The 18,885-nt window shown below is 60.2% G+C and carries 23 protein-coding genes; 12 read left to right on the plus strand and 11 right to left on the minus strand.

Annotated elements, in window-relative coordinates; all coding sequences use genetic code 11:
* Positions 1 to 7: 7 nt before the first annotated feature.
* Together CLM72_RS09175 and CLM72_RS09180 are read right to left on the minus strand one after the other, a co-directional pair.
* Positions 8 to 2,518, minus strand: coding sequence for an ABC transporter permease (locus tag CLM72_RS09175; protein ID WP_105226247.1), 2,511 nt, complete (start codon positions 2,516 to 2,518; stop codon positions 8 to 10).
* On the minus strand, positions 2,518 to 3,201 hold the full coding sequence (locus tag CLM72_RS09180) for an ABC transporter ATP-binding protein (protein ID WP_003189864.1): 684 nt from the start codon (positions 3,199 to 3,201) through the stop codon (positions 2,518 to 2,520). Before CLM72_RS09180 ends, CLM72_RS09175 begins: the two co-directional genes overlap by 1 nt.
* Before the next feature lie 10 nt (positions 3,202 to 3,211).
* Between CLM72_RS09180 and CLM72_RS09185 the strand changes: the two genes are divergently transcribed.
* The 3 genes from CLM72_RS09185 to CLM72_RS09195 all read left to right on the plus strand — a co-directional run bounded on the left by CLM72_RS09185 (position 3,212) and on the right by CLM72_RS09195 (position 5,213).
* The gene (locus tag CLM72_RS09185) at positions 3,212 to 3,817 is read left to right on the plus strand and encodes an arylesterase (protein WP_054920159.1); all 606 of its coding nucleotides are present in this window, start codon (positions 3,212 to 3,214) and stop codon (positions 3,815 to 3,817) included.
* A 58-nt stretch (positions 3,818 to 3,875) separates the two neighbouring features.
* The gene (locus CLM72_RS09190; RefSeq protein ID WP_003189866.1) at positions 3,876 to 4,169 is read left to right on the plus strand and encodes a hypothetical protein; all 294 of its coding nucleotides are present in this window, start codon (positions 3,876 to 3,878) and stop codon (positions 4,167 to 4,169) included.
* Between the two features lie 78 nt (positions 4,170 to 4,247).
* Complete coding sequence (locus tag CLM72_RS09195; protein WP_105226248.1) at positions 4,248 to 5,213, plus strand: L,D-transpeptidase family protein; 966 nt, start codon at positions 4,248 to 4,250, stop codon at positions 5,211 to 5,213.
* Between the two features lie 178 nt (positions 5,214 to 5,391).
* Here the strand turns inward: CLM72_RS09195 and oprI are convergent, their stop codons facing one another.
* Positions 5,392 to 5,643, minus strand: a complete 252-nt coding sequence (gene oprI, locus CLM72_RS09205) for an outer membrane lipoprotei OprI (protein WP_003172710.1) — start codon at positions 5,641 to 5,643, stop codon at positions 5,392 to 5,394.
* A 612-nt stretch (positions 5,644 to 6,255) separates the two neighbouring features.
* Here oprI and CLM72_RS09210 point away from each other — a divergent pair.
* Positions 6,256 to 6,537 carry a GNAT family N-acetyltransferase gene (locus CLM72_RS09210; RefSeq protein ID WP_003189869.1) on the plus strand — a complete coding sequence of 94 codons (282 nt, stop codon included), beginning with the start codon at positions 6,256 to 6,258 and terminating at the stop codon, positions 6,535 to 6,537.
* Between the two features lie 69 nt (positions 6,538 to 6,606).
* Here CLM72_RS09210 and CLM72_RS09215 read toward each other — a convergent pair whose 3' ends face one another.
* Positions 6,607 to 7,683 (minus strand): 3-deoxy-7-phosphoheptulonate synthase, encoded by a 1,077-nt coding sequence (locus CLM72_RS09215; protein ID WP_003189871.1) that lies wholly within the window; start codon positions 7,681 to 7,683, stop codon positions 6,607 to 6,609.
* A 130-nt stretch (positions 7,684 to 7,813) separates the two neighbouring features.
* Positions 7,814 to 8,248, minus strand: coding sequence for a hypothetical protein (locus CLM72_RS09220; RefSeq protein WP_057976648.1), 435 nt, complete (start codon positions 8,246 to 8,248; stop codon positions 7,814 to 7,816).
* Between CLM72_RS09220 and CLM72_RS09225 the strand changes: the two genes are divergently transcribed.
* The 5 genes from CLM72_RS09225 to cysB all read left to right on the plus strand — a co-directional run bounded on the left by CLM72_RS09225 (position 8,247) and on the right by cysB (position 12,152).
* Complete coding sequence (locus CLM72_RS09225) at positions 8,247 to 8,633, plus strand: thioredoxin (protein WP_105226249.1); 387 nt, start codon at positions 8,247 to 8,249, stop codon at positions 8,631 to 8,633. The two genes, CLM72_RS09220 and CLM72_RS09225, sit on opposite strands and share 2 nt — an antisense overlap.
* Complete coding sequence (locus CLM72_RS09230) at positions 8,630 to 9,592, plus strand: putative 2-dehydropantoate 2-reductase (RefSeq protein ID WP_105226250.1); 963 nt, start codon at positions 8,630 to 8,632, stop codon at positions 9,590 to 9,592. Before CLM72_RS09225 ends, CLM72_RS09230 begins: the two co-directional genes overlap by 4 nt.
* A gap of 15 nt (positions 9,593 to 9,607) precedes the next feature.
* Positions 9,608 to 10,525 (plus strand): 5'-nucleotidase, encoded by a 918-nt coding sequence (locus CLM72_RS09235; RefSeq protein WP_034126732.1) that lies wholly within the window; start codon positions 9,608 to 9,610, stop codon positions 10,523 to 10,525.
* 48 nt (positions 10,526 to 10,573) lie between these two features.
* The gene (locus CLM72_RS09240; protein ID WP_034126733.1) at positions 10,574 to 11,074 is read left to right on the plus strand and encodes a universal stress protein; all 501 of its coding nucleotides are present in this window, start codon (positions 10,574 to 10,576) and stop codon (positions 11,072 to 11,074) included.
* 103 nt (positions 11,075 to 11,177) lie between these two features.
* Positions 11,178 to 12,152: an HTH-type transcriptional regulator CysB gene (gene cysB / locus CLM72_RS09245; RefSeq protein ID WP_003189876.1), complete on the plus strand. Its 975-nt coding sequence runs from the start codon at positions 11,178 to 11,180 to the stop codon at positions 12,150 to 12,152.
* A gap of 18 nt (positions 12,153 to 12,170) precedes the next feature.
* Here the strand turns inward: cysB and CLM72_RS09250 are convergent, their stop codons facing one another.
* Positions 12,171 to 12,653: a GreA/GreB family elongation factor gene (locus CLM72_RS09250; protein ID WP_105229103.1), complete on the minus strand. Its 483-nt coding sequence runs from the start codon at positions 12,651 to 12,653 to the stop codon at positions 12,171 to 12,173.
* Positions 12,654 to 12,667: 14 nt separating this feature from the next.
* A complete protein-coding gene (locus CLM72_RS09255) occupies positions 12,668 to 13,036 on the minus strand; it encodes a hypothetical protein (RefSeq protein ID WP_105226251.1) in 369 nt (122 codons plus the stop codon).
* 132 nt (positions 13,037 to 13,168) lie between these two features.
* Here CLM72_RS09255 and earP point away from each other — a divergent pair, with 132 nt between their 5' ends.
* Both earP and CLM72_RS09265 read left to right on the plus strand, forming a co-directional pair.
* Positions 13,169 to 14,302 carry an elongation factor P maturation arginine rhamnosyltransferase EarP gene (gene earP / locus CLM72_RS09260; protein ID WP_105226252.1) on the plus strand — a complete coding sequence of 378 codons (1,134 nt, stop codon included), beginning with the start codon at positions 13,169 to 13,171 and terminating at the stop codon, positions 14,300 to 14,302.
* 49 nt (positions 14,303 to 14,351) lie between these two features.
* Positions 14,352 to 14,924 carry an elongation factor P gene (locus tag CLM72_RS09265; RefSeq protein ID WP_032892737.1) on the plus strand — a complete coding sequence of 191 codons (573 nt, stop codon included), beginning with the start codon at positions 14,352 to 14,354 and terminating at the stop codon, positions 14,922 to 14,924.
* 66 nt (positions 14,925 to 14,990) lie between these two features.
* Here the strand turns inward: CLM72_RS09265 and CLM72_RS09270 are convergent, their stop codons facing one another.
* From CLM72_RS09270 to CLM72_RS09280, 3 genes are all read right to left on the minus strand, one after another.
* Positions 14,991 to 15,410, minus strand: coding sequence for an organic hydroperoxide resistance protein (locus CLM72_RS09270; RefSeq protein ID WP_034126737.1), 420 nt, complete (start codon positions 15,408 to 15,410; stop codon positions 14,991 to 14,993).
* Positions 15,411 to 15,661: 251 nt separating this feature from the next.
* A complete protein-coding gene (locus tag CLM72_RS09275) occupies positions 15,662 to 16,114 on the minus strand; it encodes a MarR family winged helix-turn-helix transcriptional regulator (RefSeq protein ID WP_105229104.1) in 453 nt (150 codons plus the stop codon).
* An 81-nt stretch (positions 16,115 to 16,195) separates the two neighbouring features.
* Positions 16,196 to 17,146, minus strand: a complete 951-nt coding sequence (locus tag CLM72_RS09280; protein WP_072448175.1) for a LysR family transcriptional regulator — start codon at positions 17,144 to 17,146, stop codon at positions 16,196 to 16,198.
* 108 nt (positions 17,147 to 17,254) lie between these two features.
* On the opposite strand from CLM72_RS09280, the gene CLM72_RS09285 reads away from it, so the two are divergent.
* On the plus strand, positions 17,255 to 18,004 hold the full coding sequence (locus CLM72_RS09285) for a sulfite exporter TauE/SafE family protein (protein WP_105226253.1): 750 nt from the start codon (positions 17,255 to 17,257) through the stop codon (positions 18,002 to 18,004).
* Here the strand turns inward: CLM72_RS09285 and CLM72_RS09290 are convergent.
* Positions 17,994 to 18,875 (minus strand): LysR family transcriptional regulator, encoded by an 882-nt coding sequence (locus CLM72_RS09290; protein WP_105226254.1) that lies wholly within the window; start codon positions 18,873 to 18,875, stop codon positions 17,994 to 17,996. The genes CLM72_RS09285 and CLM72_RS09290 overlap by 11 nt on opposite strands.
* Positions 18,876 to 18,885: the final 10 nt, after the last annotated feature.

An 18,885-nucleotide genomic window follows, 5' to 3' on the forward strand; every position in this document is an offset into this window, starting at 1 on the left:
TCGGGGGTCAGCTTTCGCGCAGAACGGTCAGCGGGCTGGCATTCAGTGCGCGGCGCGTGCCAAATACCCCGGCAGCGCCAATCAGCAAGGCACCGATTACGGGCAGCAGTAACAACCACGGGTGGGGATGCCACGCCAGGTCAAATGCATAGCGGTACAGCACCCAGGTCACCAGTTCGGTGCCCAGTGCCGCCAACAAGCCGCTGACAGCGCCCAGCAGGCCGAACTCAATGCGTCGGGCCTTGACCAGCAACTTACGCTCGGCACCCAAGGCGCGCAGTAATGCACCCTGGCGGATTCGTTCATCCAGGGTGGCCTGCAGGCCAGAGAACAACACTGCCATGCCCGCCGCGAGGACAAACAACAGCACGTATTCGACTGCCAGCGTTACTTGGGCAAGGATGCTGCGCAACTGCTCCAGCAGGGCCTCGACCTGCAGGATAGTGACCGCCGGGAAGGCCCGTGACAGGTCGACGATCTGTTGGTCATGGCCGGGAGCCAGATAGAAGCTGGTGAGGTAGGTCGCGGGCAGATCCTTCAAGGTGCCCGGTTGGAAAATCATGAAGAAGTTGGGCTGGAAGTTATCCCAGTTGATGGTACGCAGGCTGGTGACCCGCGCTTCACGGTTTTCCCCGCCGATGGTGAACAACAGATGGTCGTTGAGCTTGAGCTTCAAGCTCTCGGCCACTTTGGCTTCCACCGATACGCCAGGAACCCCGTCAGTGGGTTGCGCCGACCACCAAGTACCTGCCGTCAGGACGTTACCCGCTGGCAGGTCGGCTGCCCAAGTCAGGCTCAGGTCACGTTGAGTGGCACGGTCGCCACTGGAGTCCTTGCTGACAATCTCCTGCACGGCTTCGCCATTGATGCTGATCAAGCGCCCTGGCACCACCGGGTAGAGCGGCGCTGCTTGTGCCTGGACGTCCAGCAGCCGGGCGCCAAAGGCGTCCTTGTCGGCTGGCAGGATATTCAGCGCGAAGTAGTTGGGCGCATCCTTGGGCAACTGGTTTTGCCAGGTGTCGAGCAATTCGCCCCGCAACAGCGCGATCAACCCCATGGACAACAGGATCAAGCCAAAGGCCAGGGATTGGCCCGCTGCCGCCAACGGGTGACGCAACAATTGGCCCAGGCCCAGGCGCCACGGCAGGGAGGCGCGAGCCAGTAACCGCCGCAGGCTCTGTAGCAACAACAGCAGCAAGCCACCCAGGAGCAGCGCAGCGACTACACCGCCGCCGAGTAACGCGAAGGTCAATACCAGGTCCAGGCTCAGGCGCCACATGATCAGGCCCAAGGCAAACAGTGCCGCGCCATAGACCATCCAAGTGCTTGAAGGAATAGGCAGCAAATCGCGGCGCAATACCCGCAGCGGTGGTACCCGCCCCAGTGCGGCCAGCGGCGGGAGGGCGAAGCCGGCGAGGGCCACCAGCCCGGTGCCGATCCCGGCGACAGCCGGCAGCAACCCGCCTGGCGGTACGTCGGCGGGCAGCAGGTCGTGCAGGAAGTAGAACAGGCCAAATTGCGCCAGCCAGCCGAGCAGGGCGCCGGCCAGGCTTGCCAGCAAGCCCAGCACGCTCAGTTGCAGGCTGAACAGCAGCATGGCTTCACGGCGCGACAGGCCCAGGCAGCGCAACAACGCGCTGGCATCGAACCGTCGACTGGCGAAGCGGTTGGCCGACAGCGCCACGGCCACGCCAGCCAGCAGCACGGCCACCAGGCTGGCCATGTTCAGGTAACGTTCGGCCTTGCCCAGTGCGCCGCCGATTTGCTGGTTGCCATCGCGGGAGTCCTGCAGCCGCTGGTTGGCAGCCAGGCCCGGTTTGACCAGGTCGCGATAGGTTTGCAGCGCAGTGCTGCCTTGTGGCGCACGCCATAGTTCGCGGTAGCTCACACGGCTGCCTGGCTGGACGACACCGGTGGCGTCCAGGTCCGCCAGGTTGATCATGACCCTGGGCGTGAGGCTGTAGAAGTTCCCGGCCCGGTCGGGCTCGTAGGTCAGGATGCGCGCCAGGCGCAGGGTCTTCATGCCGACATCGATGCTGTCGCCGATTTTCAGGTCCAGCGCCGTCAGCAATCGTGCTTCCACCCAGGCGTCACCGGGTTTGGGACCACCGCCAGGGGTTTGCGTACCGAAGGGCTCGGTGCTGCTTTTAAGCTCGCCGCGCAAGGGGTACTGCTCGTTGACCGCCTTGATGCTGGAGAGCTGGATGCCATTATCGGTGGCGATAACGCTGGAGAACTCCACGATACGAGCGTGATCCAGGCCCAGTTCGGTCCCGGATTTGATTTGCTCGGGCCGGGCCGGCGAGCTGCCTTCGAGCACCAGGTCGGCGCCGAGGAATTCGGTGGCGCGCAGCAGCATGGCGCCGTTGAGGCGCGCACCAAAGTAGCCGATGGCGGTGCTGGCAGCCACGGCCACCAGCAGGGCAAAGAACAGCACGCGCAATTCGCCGGCGCGGGCATCGCGCAGTAACTGACGCATGGCAAGGCTGAACAGACGCAACAGCGGCAAACGTGCCATCAAGGCTCCAGGGGCGCGACCATCAGGCCGGCTTCAAGGCGGATCAGGCGTCGGCAACGGTGGGCCAGGCGCTCGTCGTGGGTGACCAGTACCAGGGTCGTACCGCTCTCTTTATTCAACTCGAACAGCAGATCGCTGATGCGCTCGCCAGTATGGCTGTCGAGGTTGCCGGTGGGCTCGTCGGCAAAGAGCACGTCCGGTTCGGCGGCAAACGCACGGGCTATCGCCACGCGTTGTTGTTCGCCACCGGACAGCTGACGGGGCGAGTGGGTCAGGCGCTGGCCCAGGCCTACGCGCTCCAGCAGGTGTTTGGCTCGCTCGCGGGCGTCCTGGCGACCGTCCAGCTCCAGCGGCAGCATCACGTTTTCTAGTGCATTCAAGCTGTCGAGCAATTGGAAGGATTGGAATACGAAGCCCACATGCTCGGCACGGATGCGTGCGCGCTGGTCTTCGTCGAGGGTGCTCAGGGCTTGCCCGGCCAGGGTGACTTCGCCGCTGCTGGGCAGGTCGAGGCCGGCCAGCAGGCCCAGTAGCGTGGATTTGCCGGAACCGGAGCTGCCGACGATAGCCAGGCTATCGCCCTTGTTCAGTTCCAGGCTCAGTTCGTGCAGGATAGTCAGTTCACCTTCCGCGCTGGGAACCACTTTGCTAAGGTTTCGCGCGGTGAGAATGCTTGCGCCCATGGAGAATCCGATGCGAGTGTGGTTTTTGAGTGCTGGCCTGGCCTTGATGTGCATGGCCCAGAACGCAGCGGCGGGTACAGTCCTGATCGTTGGCGATAGTATCAGTGCCGGTTTCGGCCTGGATACCCGCAAAGGGTGGGTCGCGTTGCTGGAGCAACGGCTCAAGCAGGAGGGTTTTGACGATAAAGTGGTCAATGCTTCCATCAGTGGCGACACCAGCGCGGGAGGCCTCGCGCGGCTGCCCGCGGCGCTTGCAACGCACAAACCGGACGTTGTGGTGATCGAGTTGGGTGGCAACGATGGCTTGCGCGGCCAGCCGCCTGCGCAATTGCAACAAAATCTTGCCTCGATGATCCAGCAGTCCCGGGACAGCGGCGCCAAGGTGCTGCTGTTGGGCATGCAGATTCCGCCCAATTACGGCAAGCGCTATGTCGAAGCCTTTGCCAAGGTATTCGGTGATGTGGCACAGAAAGAAAAGGTGCCGTTTGTGCCGTTTTTCCTCGAGGGCGTGGGTGGCCATCCGGAGTTGATGCAGGCTGACGGGCTACACCCGGCAGTCGGGGCGCAAGACAAGTTGCTGGAAAATGTCTGGCCAACGCTAAAACCGCTGTTATGACGCTTTTCTACCGGCAGGCTTTCGGCTAAGGTGGCGCCCCCCCGATTTGGAGCCCTCGATGTCGCGCCCTGCCTGGTCCCTGTTTAACTACCAACTGATCGAGCCGGACGAGCAGCTGGACCTGTTCGCCTGCCAGGAAGTGCGGGTGCATTTGGTGGCGCGTCAATTGGAACTGGGCGGCTCGATCGATCGCACGCTCTGCGGCACTCTATTGCCGGCACAGCCACGCTGGTCATCGGTCAACCGCTCGATTTTCCAAGACCAGCGACTCTGCCCGTTATGCCGGGCAATTCTCGAATCGCAAAAGCGCGGCACGCCTCCGATCTGGCCGGAGCTGCGCTTCGAGCTGTAAAACAGCTTGAAGCTTGGCACTGCGAAGCCGTATACAATCAATTTTTCCCCACCCGTCGTCTTGCGAAGGATTTTCCGGATGTTGTCGCGCCTTTCCGTCGTCACCTGCTGCCTGTCTCTTGCTGCGCTTTGTGCGGCGGGCTCGGCGGCGGCCTTGCAGTTGCCCTTGCCGCCGCCCGGTGAGGACATTGTTGGCCAGGTCCAAGTGATCAAGGCCAAGTACGAAGACACCTTTGCCGACCTTGGCACCACCTACGACCTGGGCTATTCGGAAATGGTTGCGGCCAACCCGGGTGTCGATGCCTGGTTGCCAGGTGCGGGCACCGAGATTGTGCTGCCGACACGCTTTATCCTGCCGCCCGGGCCGCGGGAAGGCATTGTGATCAACCTGGCGGAATACCGGCTCTACTACTATCCAAAAGGCCATAACGTCGTCTATACCTTCCCCCTGGGCATTGGCCGGGAAGGCTGGGGTTCGCCGATCGCCCATACCAGTATCATCGCCAAGACGCCGAATCCGACCTGGACGCCACCGGCCTCGATCAAGGCCGAGCACGCCGCCAACGGTGACCCGCTGCCCAACGTGGTGCCTGCCGGCCCGGACAACCCGCTGGGGCCCTTCAAGTTCACCCTGGGCACGCCGGGTTACCTGATTCACGGCTCCAACATGAAGTTTGGTATCGGCACGCGCACCAGCCACGGTTGCTTCCGCATGTTCAATAACAACGTGTTGGAAATGGCGGGCATGGTGCCGGTAGGCACGTCAGTGCGCATCATCAATGACGCGTACAAGTTCGGCAGCAGTGGTGGCAAGGTTTACCTTGAGGCTCACACGCCGTTGAACGATGACGGTACGCCATCGGTGGTCGACAAGCACACCGCTGTCATCAATGCGTTGCTCAAGCGCGAAGACCTGTCCAATAACCTGCGGGTCAACTGGGACCAGGTGCGTGATGTGGTCGCCGCCGAGGATGGCTTGCCGACCGAAATTGGAGTGCCAGGCGGCGCACCTGTGGCGTCCAGCACCCCGCTCGATCTTCAATAATAAGCCTGAGCGAATATCCCTGTGGGAGCGGGCTTGCTCGCGAAGACGTCGGCCCAGAAAACATTGATGTTGACTGATCCACCGCTTTCGCGAGCAAGCCCGCTCCCACACGCCAAATCAAAGGCAAAAAAAAGCCGACCCATAAATGGATCGGCTTGATAACAACCCCGAAGGATTATTACTTGCGGCTTGCTTTTTCAAGCATGCGCAGAGCGCGCTCGTTAGCTTCGTCAGCAGTCTGTTGTGCTTTTTGAGCAGCAGCCAGAGCTTCATCAGCTTTACGGTATGCTTCGTCTGCACGGGCCTGGGAGCGAGCTGCTGCGTCTTCAGTTGCAGTCAGACGAGCTTCGGTTTCTTTGGAGACGCTGCTGCAACCGGTAGCCAGAACTGCGGCCAGAGCCAGAGCAGAGAATTTCAGAACGTTGTTCATCGTGTTCCCCTTCAAGGACTTTCAATTTAATGGCTACTTTCTCAGAGTGAGCTAATAGCCGGCGTACATACTACCCATTACTTGTAGTAAGTAAACTGACGTTGCGCAAGAAGCAAAAAAAATTCTTGTACCGAATCTATTTTGGCTAATCTTTTGGCGGTCTGTATGAAAACTGTCCAGCTTTTTGCACCTCGACGAACATTGGATCCAGGCTGAAAGGGCCGGCCCGCATGTGTTAAGCCTTGTAAACAGATGAAATTTTATATAACGAAGCGGGGCACTTTGGTTGCGCTCGGCTTTACTGCGGCAGGCATCTTTCGCGCATCTAGAGGTGACTTTAAGTGCGCCAGTTCGTCTCAAGGTTCAACTGCCGGCAATGTTCAGGCTATCGGTCACCGGTTGATCGAGGCCCTTTCTATATCCACCAGCGGCAGGGGATGACGAGTGCGCCTTGAGCAATTTCAGGATTGGTGCCTACTATTCCCTATGTGCTGGTTGTGAGCGCTCACGGTTTTCTCGCTGTCGAAACCGGCACGGGGTGGCGTAGATGTTCCTTCGCCGGAAAAACATCGGTAAGGTAGGGTCGTTAATTCAGACCCGCGAGGAGTAGTGATGAGCGAGGCGTTGTCCATCCACCATGACCAGGCTGGTCATCAGTTCGAGACCAATGTGGACGGTCATCGTGCCTACCTGACCTACATGGACCTCGGGAAGCAGACCCTGGATATCTATCGCACCTTCGTGCCCAACGCACTGCGGGGGCGAGGCATTGCGGCTGCGTTGACCGAGGAAGCCTTGAAGTTTGCCGAAGAGGCTGGCTACACGGTGATCCCCTCATGCTCCTATGTCGAACGCTATATGGAGCGCCACCAGCGCCATGCTGCGAAGCTGTAACTGACCAGTTGCCAATACAAAACGCCGGGCTTGGCCCGGCGTTTTTGTGTGCGCGAAACAGGTATTGGCTCAGGTGCGTTTGCGCTGGGGCAACACGTCCTTGAGTTTGGCATGCATGCTGCGCAGGGTGGTTTCAGTGGCGGACCAGTCGATGCAGGCATCGGTGATCGACACGCCGTATTGCAAATCGGCCAAGTCTTTTGGAATCGCCTGGCAACCCCAGTTCAAATGGCTCTCGACCATCAAGCCGATGATCGACTGGTTGCCCTCCAGAATCTGGTTGGCAACGTTCTCCATCACCAGCGGCTGCAACGCCGGGTCTTTGTTGGAGTTGGCGTGGCTGCAGTCAACCATGATGTTTGGCTTGATCTTGGCCTTGTTCAGTGCCTGTTCGCACAACGCGACGCTGACCGAATCATAGTTGGGCTTGCCATTGCCACCACGCAGCACCACGTGACCGTAGGCGTTGCCCTTGGTCGTCACGATAGACACGCCGCCTTCCTGGTTGATACCCAGGAAACGGTGAGGGCTGGAGACCGATTGCAGCGCATTGATCGCCACGGTCAGGCCGCCGTCAGTGCCGTTCTTGAAGCCTACGGCCGAAGACAGGCCGGACGCCATTTCGCGGTGCGTCTGGGATTCGGTGGTGCGTGCGCCGATGGCCGACCAACTGATCAGGTCCTGCAGGTATTGCGGGGAGATCGGGTCGAGGGCTTCGGTTGCGGTGGGCAGGCCCATTTCAGCCAGGTCCAGCAGCAGCTTGCGACCGATGTGCAAGCCATCCTGGATTTTGAAGGAGTCGTCCAGGTACGGGTCGTTGATCAAGCCTTTCCAGCCGACGGTGGTACGCGGTTTCTCGAAATACACGCGCATGACCAGGTACAAGGTGTCGGACACCTCTGCCGCCAGCACCTTGAGGCGCTCGGCATATTCGTGGGCGGCCTTGAGGTCGTGGATAGAGCAGGGCCCGATCACCACGAACAGGCGGTGGTCGGTGCCGTCGAGAATGTCACGGATGACTTCGCGGCCCTTGGTGACGGTCTGCAGGGCAGCGTCGCTCAGGGGGATTTCGCGCTTGAGCTGATCGGGGGTGATCAGGGTCTCGTTGGATTCAACGTTAAGGTCATTGATCGGTAAATCAGCCATCGTGTTACTCGCCAGGGTCACGGGTGCCGGCCGCCAGCTATCCCCGTGCGGCGGGCACAGCATGATTTGAATGCAGGGGGGAGGAACCTTAGCGCGTAACACGGGCCCGCGACAATGGGCAAAGCCCGGTTTAATCCAGCGCTGGCTGCACAATCGCCTCATGGGAGAACTCGCCGGCATGGCGCGACACCCAGTCACGGGCCATGGCTTCAAGTTGCGCAGGCGTTGGCTCGGCATCTTCGTGCAGGCGGCAGTAACGCTCGATCTGGCACACTTGCTCGCCCATTCGCGCACCGAACAAGGCGTGTTCATCGGTAAAGCAAATACCGATGCGATAGCCCTGTTCGACTTTGCGGCACCAGGCGACATAGCCCGGATAACGGGCGCTGGGCCCCAGGGAAGGGATATGCAGGTCAACCGCCGTGCCGGCGCGCCAGGCACGTGGCCAATTGCAGGCGACGCCGCCGCGGCCGATAGTGTGCAGGCGTTGACGGGGCAGGGCGGGAGAGGGACGTTGGATCAACTCGACAGCGACATCATCAGGGTGAGGTAAAAAACGACCCATGTACACGGACTCCGAGCGCCGTCCAGTTGACGGCAATGGCAGCAGTATAGTGAAGGAACTGGAATTGACCGACCTGGATATTGACCAGCAATTGCTGGGATTGCCAGGTATTTCGCTGGTAGTGTTCACCAGTGTCGGTTGTGCCAGTTGCCGCTGGGCACGCCAGCAGTTGCCTGGCTGGCACTTGCCGGTGGACCGCGTGTGCTGGGTGGATGCCGGGCACAACGGCGGTGCGGTGGAACGCTACCAGATCTTTCATTTGCCGGCGTTGTTCCTGGTGTGCGAGGGTCAATTCCTTGGGCAATTACAGACACGTCTTACAGCATCCGACCTCGCCGAATGCGTAAACCAGGCGCTCAATCGAATACCAGAGGATTTGCCATGACCGCAGTTGCAGCCCCGTCGCCACGCATTGGCATTATCGGTACCGGTGCCATTGGTGGTTACTACGGACTGATGCTGGCGCGTGCCGGCTTCGATGTGCATTTCTTGTTGCGCAGCGAATATGCCGCGGTGAGCAGGCATGGCCTGCACGTCAACAGTACGGTGCATGGGCAACTGCACCTGCATCCGGTGCAGGCTTATGCCAGCGCCGCCGACATGCCGCCGTGCGACTGGCTACTGGTGGGCACCAAGTCCACCGGCAATGTGGACCTGGCGCCAACCATCGCCCAGGTGGCGGCGCCGGAGGCCAAAGTGGTGCTCTTGCAAAACGGCCTCGATGTGGAAGACAGCCTGCGTGAACACCTGCCGCCGTCGCTGCATCTGTTGGGCGGCCTGTGCTACATCGGTGTGCACCGCTCGGCCCCCGGTGTGGTCGAGCATCAGGCGTTGGGCCGGGTCAACCTGGGCTATCACAGTGGCACGGCGGCCAACGACGAGGTGCAGCAACAGGCGATTGTCGAAGCCGGTGCCGGGCTGTTTCATCAAGCTGGCATCGAGTCCCAGGCCATGGCCAATGTGCATCTGGCGCGTTGGCACAAGCTGGTCTGGAACGTGCCGTTCAACGGCCTCTCTGTGTTGCTGGGCACGGGCACCACGGCCATGATGGCCGATGAGTCCAGCCGCGAGTTGATCCAGGCGCTGATGGCCGAGGTGGTGCAGGGCGCTCATGCCTGCGGGCATGAAATTCCTGCCAGTTACGCTGGGCAGATGTTCGCCATGACAGAAACCATGGACGACTACCTGCCCAGCATGTACCACGACCATCTGCACAAGCGGCCGCTGGAGCTGGCGGCCATCTACGCCCGCCCCTTGGCCGCTGCCAAAGCGGCCGGTTGCGAACTGCCACGCATGCAGGCGCTCTATCAGGCCTTGAGTTTTATTGATCGGCACAACCGCTGATTGGGGGGAACTACCATGGTGAAGGGATTGGCTGACAAACTGGTGCTGGCGATTTCCTCACGAGCGCTGTTCGACCTGAGTGACAGCCACAAGGTTTATCTGGCTGAAGGGGTCGAGGCTTACCGCAAATACCAGATCGAGCACGAGGAAGAAACCCTCGAGCCTGGCGATGCCTTCCCGCTGGTCAAGAAGCTGCTGAGCCTGAATGCCAGCCTGGGGCGTGCGCGGGTCGAGGTGGTGTTGGTGTCGCGCAACAGTGCCGATACCGGGCTGCGGGTGTTCAACTCGATCCAGCATTACGGCCTGGATATTTCCCGCGCCGCTTTCGTAGGCGGGCGTAGTCCCTATCCCTATTTGGCCGCCTTCGGTTGTCATCTGTTTCTCTCCACCCATGCTGAAGATGTGCGCAGCGCCCTCGATGCCGGGTTTGCGGCCGCGACGATTTTGTCTGGCGGCCCGCGCCGCGCTTCCAGCGAAGAGCTGCGCATCGCATTCGATGGCGATGCCGTGCTGTTCTCCGATGAGTCCGAGCGTGTCTACCAGGCCGGCGGGCTGGCAGCCTTCCAGGCCAGCGAGCGAGAGTCGGCGCGCCAGCCTTTGCACGGCGGTCCGTTCAAGGGCTTCCTGGCGGCACTGAACCTGTTGCAACGCGAGTTTGCCGATGAGGCCTGCCCGATCCGTACCGCGTTGGTCACCGCACGTTCGGCACCGTCCCATGAACGCGTGATCCGCACGTTGCGCGAGTGGGATATCCGCCTGGATGAGTCGCTGTTCCTCGGTGGCCTGGAAAAATCCGCGTTTCTGGAAGCCTTTGCCGCCGATGTGTTTTTCGATGACCAGGCCGGCCATTGCGAGAAAGCCAGGGAGGTAGTGGCCACCGGGCACGTGCCCCATGGCATCAGCAATGAGTTGAGAATCCAGACCGAGAGCTAGCTGCTAAGCTCATTCAATTCCCGCCATCCTGGCAGTCCAGGAGGTTTTATGATTCGCTCGATGCTGTTTGCCACGGACCTCGGTCTGTATGCACCCTATGTGATGCAACATGCAGTGGCGCTGGCGCGAACGTTCAAGGCTGACCTGTATGTGATCCACGTGGTCGAGCCCATTGGCTTGTTCGCCGAATCGGTGTTGCAGAGCTACCTTGATGAAACCGCCTTGAGCGAATGGCAGAGCAAGGGGCTGAGCACGGTGATGGCGACGATTGAACAGCGCGTGCTGGACAGCTTTCGCGAGGAGTGGGAGGAAGGGGAGCAGGACCTGCAATGGATTCGCTCGGTCAAGGTTATCCAGGGGGACCCTTGCGAGGTGATTCTCGACCAGTTGCGAAAACTGTCCGTCGACTTGCTGGTCGTAGGCAGTCATAGCCAGGCAACCGGGGTGGCCGTCCCCCTTGGGCGTACCGCCGCACGGGTGTTGCAGTTGTCCCCGGTGCCGGTTTACCTGGTGCCGTCGCTGCAGCGTCGGCGCAGTGACGATAGTTGATCGGTAAAAACGATAAAAAGTTCTAGATTTATCCGTTAAACCTTTAATATAGTTATATACCGTCGCTGATACCCGTGGCGTCTATCTGCTTTGAGGGATTCATATGAAGCTTCAACAACTGCGCTACATCTGGGAAGTGGCGCACCACGACCTCAACGTTTCCGCTACCGCTCAAAGCCTCTATACCTCGCAGCCTGGTATCAGCAAGCAGATCCGCCTGCTCGAAGACGAGTTGGGCGTCGAAGTCTTCGCACGCAGCGGCAAACACTTGACCCGCGTCACTCCAGCTGGCGAGCGCATCATCACCACCGCCGGCGAGATCCTGCGTAAAGTCGAAAGCATCAAGCAGATCGCCCAGGAGTTCTCCAACGAGAAGAAAGGCACCTTGTCGATCGCCACCACTCACACCCAGGCGCGCTATGCATTGCCGCCGGTGATCCGTGATTTCATCAAACAATACCCAGACGTAGCGCTGCACATGCACCAGGGTTCGCCCATGCAGATTGCCGAAATGGCCGCTGACGGCACCGTCGATTTTGCCATCGCCACCGAGGCCCTGGAATTGTTCGGCGACCTGGTAATGATGCCTTGCTACCGTTGGAACCGCTGCGTGGTTGTGCCCCAGGGGCACCCTTTGGCCAAGCTGCCGAAGCTGACCCTGGAAGCCTTGGCTGAATACCCGATCGTGACGTACGTGTTCGGCTTTACCGGCCGTTCCAAGCTCGACGAAGCGTTCAGCCATCGCGGCCTCACGCCCAAGGTGGTGTTCACCGCTGCCGATGCCGACGTGATCAAGACCTATGTTCGCCTGGGCCTGGGCGTCGGGATCGTCGCCAAGATGGCGGTCGACACCAACCTGGACAAAGACCTTGTGGTGCTGGATGCCAGCGAACTGTTCGAGTCCAGCGTGACCAAGATCGGTTTCCGCCGCGGCACCTTCCTGCGCGGCTTCATGTGCGACTTCATCGAGAAGTTCGCACCGCACCTGACCCGTGAAGTGATGGCCAAGGCGATCCAGTGCCACAACAAGCAAGAGCTGGAAGAGTTGTTCGACGGCGTTGAATTGCCCGTCCACTGACCGCAATGACCCTGTAGGTTATCTGGCCTCGGTAACCGTAAAGTGCTGCCGAGCGCCGGCCACCAGAATCTCCACCTCTTCATCGATACGCTTGCCCAACAGGCCTTTGCCCAACGGCGAGCGCGGCGTGATGACGGTCACCGGTTGCCCGACCACATCCACTTTCAAACCCGCTGCATCCGGCGCCAGGAACAGCCATTGCTGACGACCGTCCTCGTCTTCCAGGCCCACCAGCGTGCCTATCTCTATCCCGCGTCGATCATCGTATGCACGTAGCTGCAGTTGCTGGCACAGCACCAGCGATTGCTTGATCTCCTCCACTCGCCGGGCCTGCCCGGTGGCCAGGTACGAAGCCTCCAGGCCGAGGGTGTCGTATTTGTTCTCGGCAATGTTTTCTTCGTGGGTCGCGGTTTCGTAGGCGGTCTGCGCGGCGCGTCGGACGATGTCGAGGTCGACGGTGAGCTTTTCCAGGATCAACTGGAGCACGGCGTGTTTATTCATGGCGGTATTTGGCATCAATCGCAGAATTGCAGGACATTGGCCCGCGTCTTTTCATTGGGGGCGTTCTGGTCTTGTTGCAGCCAGAACTGGCATTTGGGGTTGGACAGGTTACGCGCGTTGCTTCGGGCCTGGTCCAGGGCCTGTTGTTGTGCCTGTTTTTGCAGGTTCTGTTGGTACTGTTCGAACAGACCGTTCGGTGGCTGCGGCTCAACCATCGCCGGTTTGCCCAATTGCTGAACCGCCTGTGCCACCGGCGCCAGGCTCTGGGGGAACAGGTAGCGAGACGCCAGCCAGGTGGTCAGCGCAATGGCGATAAACCCTAGCCACACGCCTGCGGCAATCGCGATGCAGAGTTTGAGCAGCGACAACGGACGGTCAGACATGAGAGCCTCCTGGCAGGCATTGACGGCATGACGGTGATTGTCGCACAGCCTCCGTGCAGAATAATCGCGATCAAGCCTTCTGCATCCACGCATTTATGCGGACAATCGAACCTTTGATCGATGGAGCCCGGAATGAAAGCCCGCTGGGATATTTTTTGCAGTGTCGTCGACAACTACGGCGACATCGGCGTGACCTGGCGCCTGGCCCGGCAGTTGGTGGTGGAGCATGGCTGTGACGTGCGCTTGTGGGTCGATGACCTGCGGGCCTTCGAACGCATGTGCCCGGACATTGATGTGCAGGTGGGCCAGCAATGGCAAGAGGGCGTCGAAGTGCGTCACTGGCCGGCCGAATGGCCAGGCGCGCACCCGGCCGATGTGGTGATTGCTGCGTTCGCCTGCCAGCTACCGCCTGAGTACATGGACTGCATGGCCGAGCGTGAGCGTGTGCCATTGTGGATGAACCTGGATTACCTCAGCGCCGAAGACTGGGTGGTGGGCTGTCATCGCTTGCCTTCGGTGAAGTACAAAGGCGTGCAGAAATACTTTTTCTTCCCCGGGTTTCGCCCTGGCACCGGCGGCCTGTTGCGCGAAGCCGGTTTGTTGGAGCGACGCCGGGCATTTCAGCAGGACGCCGCCGCGCAACAACAGTTCCTGCAAAGCCTGGGCGTTGCTCCGACGGCCGGCGCGCGTTTAATGTCGCTGTTTGCCTATGAGAATGACGGGTTGGCCGGCTGGCTGGACGTGCTGGCAGCCGATGGGCGCAGGACGCACTTGCTGGTGCCGGAAGGGCGCATTCTGGGGGATGTGCAACGCTGGCTGGGGGTGAGCAGTTTGTCGGCGGGAGACATTCAGGTGCGCGGCGCGCTGACCGTTCAGGTCATTGCATTCGTGCGTCAGGAGCAATATGACCGATTGCTATGGTGCTGCGAATTCAACGCCGTACGTGGCGAAGACTCGTTCGTGCGTGCCCAGTGGGCGGGGAGGCCAATGCTATGGCACATCTACCGCCAGGACGAAGACATCCACCTGGACAAGCTCGATGCCTTCCTGGAACTGTACACCGCCGCACTTTCACCGGCCGCCAAGGCTGCCGTCGTCACGCTTTGGCAAGCCTGGAACGCTGATGGCGATATGGCTCAGTCCTGGAAAATGCTGCTGGAACACTGGCCCGAGGTCACCCAGCACGCTGAGAAGTGGTGTCTGGAACAAGGCTTGCAGGCCGATCTTGCGACGGCGCTGGTACAGTTTTATGAAAGTTGGATATGATACGCCACCTTGATTTTTGTCAATCCCATCCAAATTTCGGATATACGCAATGAAAACTGGTAAAGAACTGAAACCCGGTACAGTGATCCGTCTCGAAAACGACCCTTGGCTGGTTCAGAAAGCTGAGTTCACCAAGTCTGGTCGTAACAGCGCAATCATGAAGACCAAGCTGAAGAACCTGCTGACCGGTTACAAGACCGAGATCGTCTACAGCGCCGATGACAAACTGGACGACGTAATCCTCGACCGCAAAGAAGCGACCCTGTCCTTCATCAGCGGCGACACCTACACGTTCATGGACACCACCGACTACACCATGTACGAGCTGAACGCTGAAGATATCGAAGCCGTTCTGCCGTTCATCGAAGAAGGCATGGAAGACGTCTGCGAAGCTATCTTCTTCGAAGATCGCCTGGTTTCCGTAGAGCTGCCGACCACCATCGTGCGTCAGGTTGACTACACCGAAGGTTCGGCTCGCGGTGACACTTCCGGCAAGGTGATGAAGCCTGCCAAACTGAAGAACGGTACCGAGCTGAGCGTTGCAGACTTCATCGAAATCGGCGACATGATCGAGATCGACACCCGTGAAGGTGGTTCGTACAAAGGTCGCGCCAAGAAGTAATTCTGGCCCCGGCGATACGAAGAAAAGCCCGACCTTGAGTCGGGCTTTTTCATGGGCGTCTGTTTTTCAGACCGTTACATGCAAGCGCACATCAACGTTGCCACGGGTGGCGTTGGAGTATGGGCAGACCTGGTGCGCGGCGTCGACCAGGCTTTGCGCGTCATCCTGGGCCAGGCCCGGCAGGCTGACATGCAGGTCGATATCCAGGCCGAAGCCGCCCGGGATCTGGCCGATGCCAACGTGGGCGGTGATCGAAGCGTCATCCGGGATTTTGCGTTTGGTCTGGCTGGCAACGAATTTCAGTGCGCCGATAAAGCAGGCGGAGTAGCCGGCAGCAAACAATTGTTCGGGGTTAGTGGCCTGGCCACCGGCGCCACCCAACTCCTTGGGAGTCGACAGTTTGACGTCGAGGATATTGTCGCTGGAAACGGCGCGACCATCACGGCCGCCAGTGGCGGTGGCTACTGCGGTATAGAGCGTTTGCATGGGGCGTTCCTCTGTGGTTTTGCGCTAAACATTTGCGCGCTAAGTAGTCGGTGAGGTGAATGTATAGCGCTAATGTTTAGTGCGCAAGTTAATTTTTCAGCTTTTTGGCTGATTAAAAAATTTGAGGGCACCGCAGAGCAAAAAGTGGGAGCTGGCTTGCTTGCGATGACGGTGTGTCAGTCAATGCATTGTTGACTGATGTACCGCCATCGCAGGCAAGCCAGCTCCCACTTTTTTAGGTGTGTGTTGCGTCAGATGCTGGTTTGCAGATTGGCGCGCAACGCGATCAGGTCTCCTTGCAGCTTGCGCAATTGCTCCAGCGCCATCCCGCTGGCGCCCAGGATGCATTGCGGAACATCCTTGGCCTTCTGCTGCAAGGCGCGCCCGGCGTCGGTCAGTTCCACGACTACCACTCGTTCATCTTCGCGGCTGCGGGTACGGCTGAGCAGGCCCTCGGCTTCCAGGCGCTTGAGCAGTGGCGTCATGGAGCCTGGATCCGTCAGCAGGCGGCTGCTGATTTCGCTGACGGTCAATTCATCCTCTTCCCACAGCACCATCATGGCCAGGTATTGCGGGTAGGTCAGGCCGATGGCTTGGAGCAGCGGCTTGTAGACCTTGGTCATCAGCAATGAAGTAGAGTGCAGGGCGAAGCACAGCTGGTTGTCCAGCAACAGCGATTCGCAAGGGTCAGGGTTTTTGCTCATGGTGGCGTCTCGAAAAAGCATGTCTGGGCTGGAATCTAGCGGGCAAATCTTTAATGCGCCAGATAATTGTTGTCCTCGGCTTCAGACCAGGCCACTTTGCAATGCCAGATCCCAAGGCGGCACCGGGCTGAAACGGGATTTGAGATATTCGAGCAGCAACCGGCTGCGAGCATTGGGCTGCTGTTCCAGGCGCAGCGCATAGATGCCGGCGGTTTCCGGGCTGGGCAAACCGTCTTCGCAAAACAGCGGCAACAGTTCGCCGCGTACCAGGTATTCACTGGCCAACCAGGTCGGCAGGTGAGCGATGCCCAGCCCGGCCAGTGCACCCGAGAGCAGGGCTTCGGCATTATTGGCGCTCATGCGGATGCGCCGGGGGCGATAGGTGGTGCGGCGCCCGTCCAGTTCGAAGCGCCAGGCGAACATTGGCGCCAGCCCGTCCCAGTCCAGGCCATCATGTTCGCTCAGCTCTCGAGGATGGGCCGGCGTGCCACGGCTTTTCAGGTACGCGGGGCTGGCGCAGGCGATACGCACGATACTCGCCAACGGCGTAGCGACCAGCCGGGTATCGACAATATGTCCAGCGCGCAGAACCAGATCGACCTTACCCAGATGCGCGCCCTGCATATCGACAAAGCTGTCGATCAAGTGCAGGTGCACGTCCAGTCCGGGGTACAGGTTCAAAAAGTCCGCAATGACCGGCGCCAGGTGCCGGCGGCCGAATGCTGCGGGCGCATCGACCCGGATCAACCCTTCCGGCGCATGGCTCAGCGAAACCGCTTCGGCCCGTGCCAACTGCAACTCGCTGACAATCCGTCGTGCCCGCTCGGCAAAGGCCAGGCCCGCCGAGGTGGGCACCACCGCATGGGTGCTGCGTTGGAACAGGCGGCTGCCCACTGAGTTCTCCAGGCTGTCGATACGCCGGGCCACGGCGGAAGGTGTCAGCGGATGGCGGCGCGCGGCGGCGGAAAAACTGCCTGCTTCCAGCACATCCAGAAACAGGCTGAGTTGGTCGGTCAAGGTGTTGGGGTTCATGGCTCGACGCTTATGCGAAATTGGCACAGCCATTGTGCGTTGCTGTGCGTTTCCGCGCCAGGGCCGACTGCGTAGCATGCCAAGCTTGGAATAGCGGAGTAGCGAGCGGTGTGGGATTTAGTGATGTACCTGGCATTGGGTGCGGCGTTGGGCACCGTGGGTGGGCTGTTTGGCATCGGCGGCGGGCTGATTGCTATCCCGGTACTCGGCGTGTTGTTCGGGCTGGATCAGCAAATTGCCCAGGGCACCGCTTTGGTGATGGTCGTGCCGAACGTGATGCTCGCCCTGTGGCGCTATCACCAGCGTAACCGCATCGAGTTGCGTCACGCCTTACCCTTGGGGCTGACCGGCTTTTGCTTTGCCTGGCTGGGATCGATCTGGGCGGTGGGGCTGGATGCGGGCGCCATGCGCATTGGTTTTATTGCGTTCTTGGTGGCGCTGTCTGCCTACAACTTGCTGCGCATGTTCACCCGCAACGCGCCGCCCACCACGCAAATGCGTTATTCCTGGCCCTGGCTTGGCGTCTTGGGCGCGGCATCCGGCTCCATGGGCGGGCTGTTCGGGGTCGGTGGCGCGGTGGTGGCCACACCGGTACTCACCAGCGTGTTCGGCACTACTCAAGTGGTTGCCCAAGGGTTGTCGTTGGCCTTGGCGTTGCCCAGTACCGGTGTGACCCTGGTCACCTATGCCTGGCACCACGAGGTGGACTGGATGATCGGCTTGCCGCTGGCGGTGGGTGGCCTGCTGAGTATCAGTTGGGGCGTGAAAGTGGCTCATGCCTTGCCGGAGCGTCTGTTGCGCGGCCTGTTCTGTGGCTTTTTGGTGGTGTGCGCGGTGATGCTTACCTTTAAAGTTTGAAGCCTTCGACGATGTAGTCCGCCAGGCACTCGGTGATCGGCGAGGTCATCTGCGGGTTACGCAGCAAGCGCAGGTTCATCGACGGCAATGGCGGGAAGCCTTCGTCGCTGCCGAGCACTCGCAGGTCGTCGGTGACCAGGCTTTCCATGCTGACCATCGCAGCCAGGCCCGCACTCACCACTGCCAGGATCGCTGCTCCGTTAGAGCTGTGATAGGCCAGGCGATAATCTCGCCCGGCCGCGTCCAATGCGGCACGTGCCCAATGGGTGTACAGGCACTCGTCGCCGGACACCGCCAGGGGCAGGGCATCGTGCTCCTCCACACAAAAGCACGGTGATGCTGCCCACACCATGCGTTCAGTACGCAACAACTCACCCAGATCATTGCCGGGCTCGCGGCTGATCACGGTCAGCGCCAGGTCCCGCCGCTGCATCAATACGGTCGATGCTTCGCAGTGCATTTCGATTTGAATCAGTGGGTAGGCTTTGGAGAACTGTTTCAGGATCCCTGGCAGAAAGCGCATCACATAGTCATCCGGCGTGCCGATGCGCACCAATCCCACCATATGCGGCTCGCGCAGGGTATTGAACACTTCACTGTGCAATTTCAGGATGCGCCGCGCATAGCCCAGCAGCACCTGGCCTTCGGGCGTGAGCCGTACCTGCCGGCCATCGCGCTCGAACAGTTTGCGCTGCAACACGTCTTCTTCCAGACGCTTCATCTGCATGCTAACCGCCGATTGAGTGCGATTGACCGTCTCGCCGGCACGGGTGAAACCGCCCTGGTCGGCAATGGCGACGAAGGTGCGCAGCACGTCTGTGTCGATGCTGGGATAGGCGGACAATTGATCAATCTCTGAGATGTAATGCATAAGAAACATT

Source organism: Pseudomonas sp. MYb193 (assembly GCF_002966775.1).
Lineage (GTDB): Bacteria > Pseudomonadota > Gammaproteobacteria > Pseudomonadales > Pseudomonadaceae > Aquipseudomonas > Aquipseudomonas paracarnis.

Coding starts and splice junctions, on each gene's coding strand:
- CLM72_RS09180 (WP_003189864.1), bottom strand. CDS start 3,201: ATGGGCGCAAGCATTCTCACCGCGCGAAACCTTAGCAAAGTGGTTCCC.
- CLM72_RS09175 (WP_105226247.1), bottom strand. CDS start 2,518: ATGGCACGTTTGCCGCTGTTGCGTCTGTTCAGCCTTGCCATGCGTCAG.
- earP (WP_105226252.1), top strand. CDS start 13,169: ATGAAAGCCCGCTGGGATATTTTTTGCAGTGTCGTCGACAACTACGGC.
- CLM72_RS09275 (WP_105229104.1), bottom strand. CDS start 16,114: ATGAGCAAAAACCCTGACCCTTGCGAATCGCTGTTGCTGGACAACCAG.
- cysB (WP_003189876.1), top strand. CDS start 11,178: ATGAAGCTTCAACAACTGCGCTACATCTGGGAAGTGGCGCACCACGAC.
- CLM72_RS09255 (WP_105226251.1), bottom strand. CDS start 13,036: ATGTCTGACCGTCCGTTGTCGCTGCTCAAACTCTGCATCGCGATTGCC.
- CLM72_RS09280 (WP_072448175.1), bottom strand. CDS start 17,146: ATGAACCCCAACACCTTGACCGACCAACTCAGCCTGTTTCTGGATGTG.
- CLM72_RS09230 (WP_105226250.1), top strand. CDS start 8,630: ATGACCGCAGTTGCAGCCCCGTCGCCACGCATTGGCATTATCGGTACC.
- CLM72_RS09265 (WP_032892737.1), top strand. CDS start 14,352: ATGAAAACTGGTAAAGAACTGAAACCCGGTACAGTGATCCGTCTCGAA.
- CLM72_RS09185 (WP_054920159.1), top strand. CDS start 3,212: ATGCGAGTGTGGTTTTTGAGTGCTGGCCTGGCCTTGATGTGCATGGCC.
- CLM72_RS09220 (WP_057976648.1), bottom strand. CDS start 8,248: ATGGGTCGTTTTTTACCTCACCCTGATGATGTCGCTGTCGAGTTGATC.
- oprI (WP_003172710.1), bottom strand. CDS start 5,643: ATGAACAACGTTCTGAAATTCTCTGCTCTGGCTCTGGCCGCAGTTCTG.
- CLM72_RS09195 (WP_105226248.1), top strand. CDS start 4,248: ATGTTGTCGCGCCTTTCCGTCGTCACCTGCTGCCTGTCTCTTGCTGCG.
- CLM72_RS09235 (WP_034126732.1), top strand. CDS start 9,608: ATGGTGAAGGGATTGGCTGACAAACTGGTGCTGGCGATTTCCTCACGA.
- CLM72_RS09270 (WP_034126737.1), bottom strand. CDS start 15,410: ATGCAAACGCTCTATACCGCAGTAGCCACCGCCACTGGCGGCCGTGAT.
- CLM72_RS09250 (WP_105229103.1), bottom strand. CDS start 12,653: ATGAATAAACACGCCGTGCTCCAGTTGATCCTGGAAAAGCTCACCGTC.
- CLM72_RS09290 (WP_105226254.1), bottom strand. CDS start 18,875: ATGCATTACATCTCAGAGATTGATCAATTGTCCGCCTATCCCAGCATC.
- CLM72_RS09225 (WP_105226249.1), top strand. CDS start 8,247: ATGTACACGGACTCCGAGCGCCGTCCAGTTGACGGCAATGGCAGCAGT.
- CLM72_RS09210 (WP_003189869.1), top strand. CDS start 6,256: ATGAGCGAGGCGTTGTCCATCCACCATGACCAGGCTGGTCATCAGTTC.
- CLM72_RS09190 (WP_003189866.1), top strand. CDS start 3,876: ATGTCGCGCCCTGCCTGGTCCCTGTTTAACTACCAACTGATCGAGCCG.
- CLM72_RS09240 (WP_034126733.1), top strand. CDS start 10,574: ATGATTCGCTCGATGCTGTTTGCCACGGACCTCGGTCTGTATGCACCC.
- CLM72_RS09215 (WP_003189871.1), bottom strand. CDS start 7,683: ATGGCTGATTTACCGATCAATGACCTTAACGTTGAATCCAACGAGACC.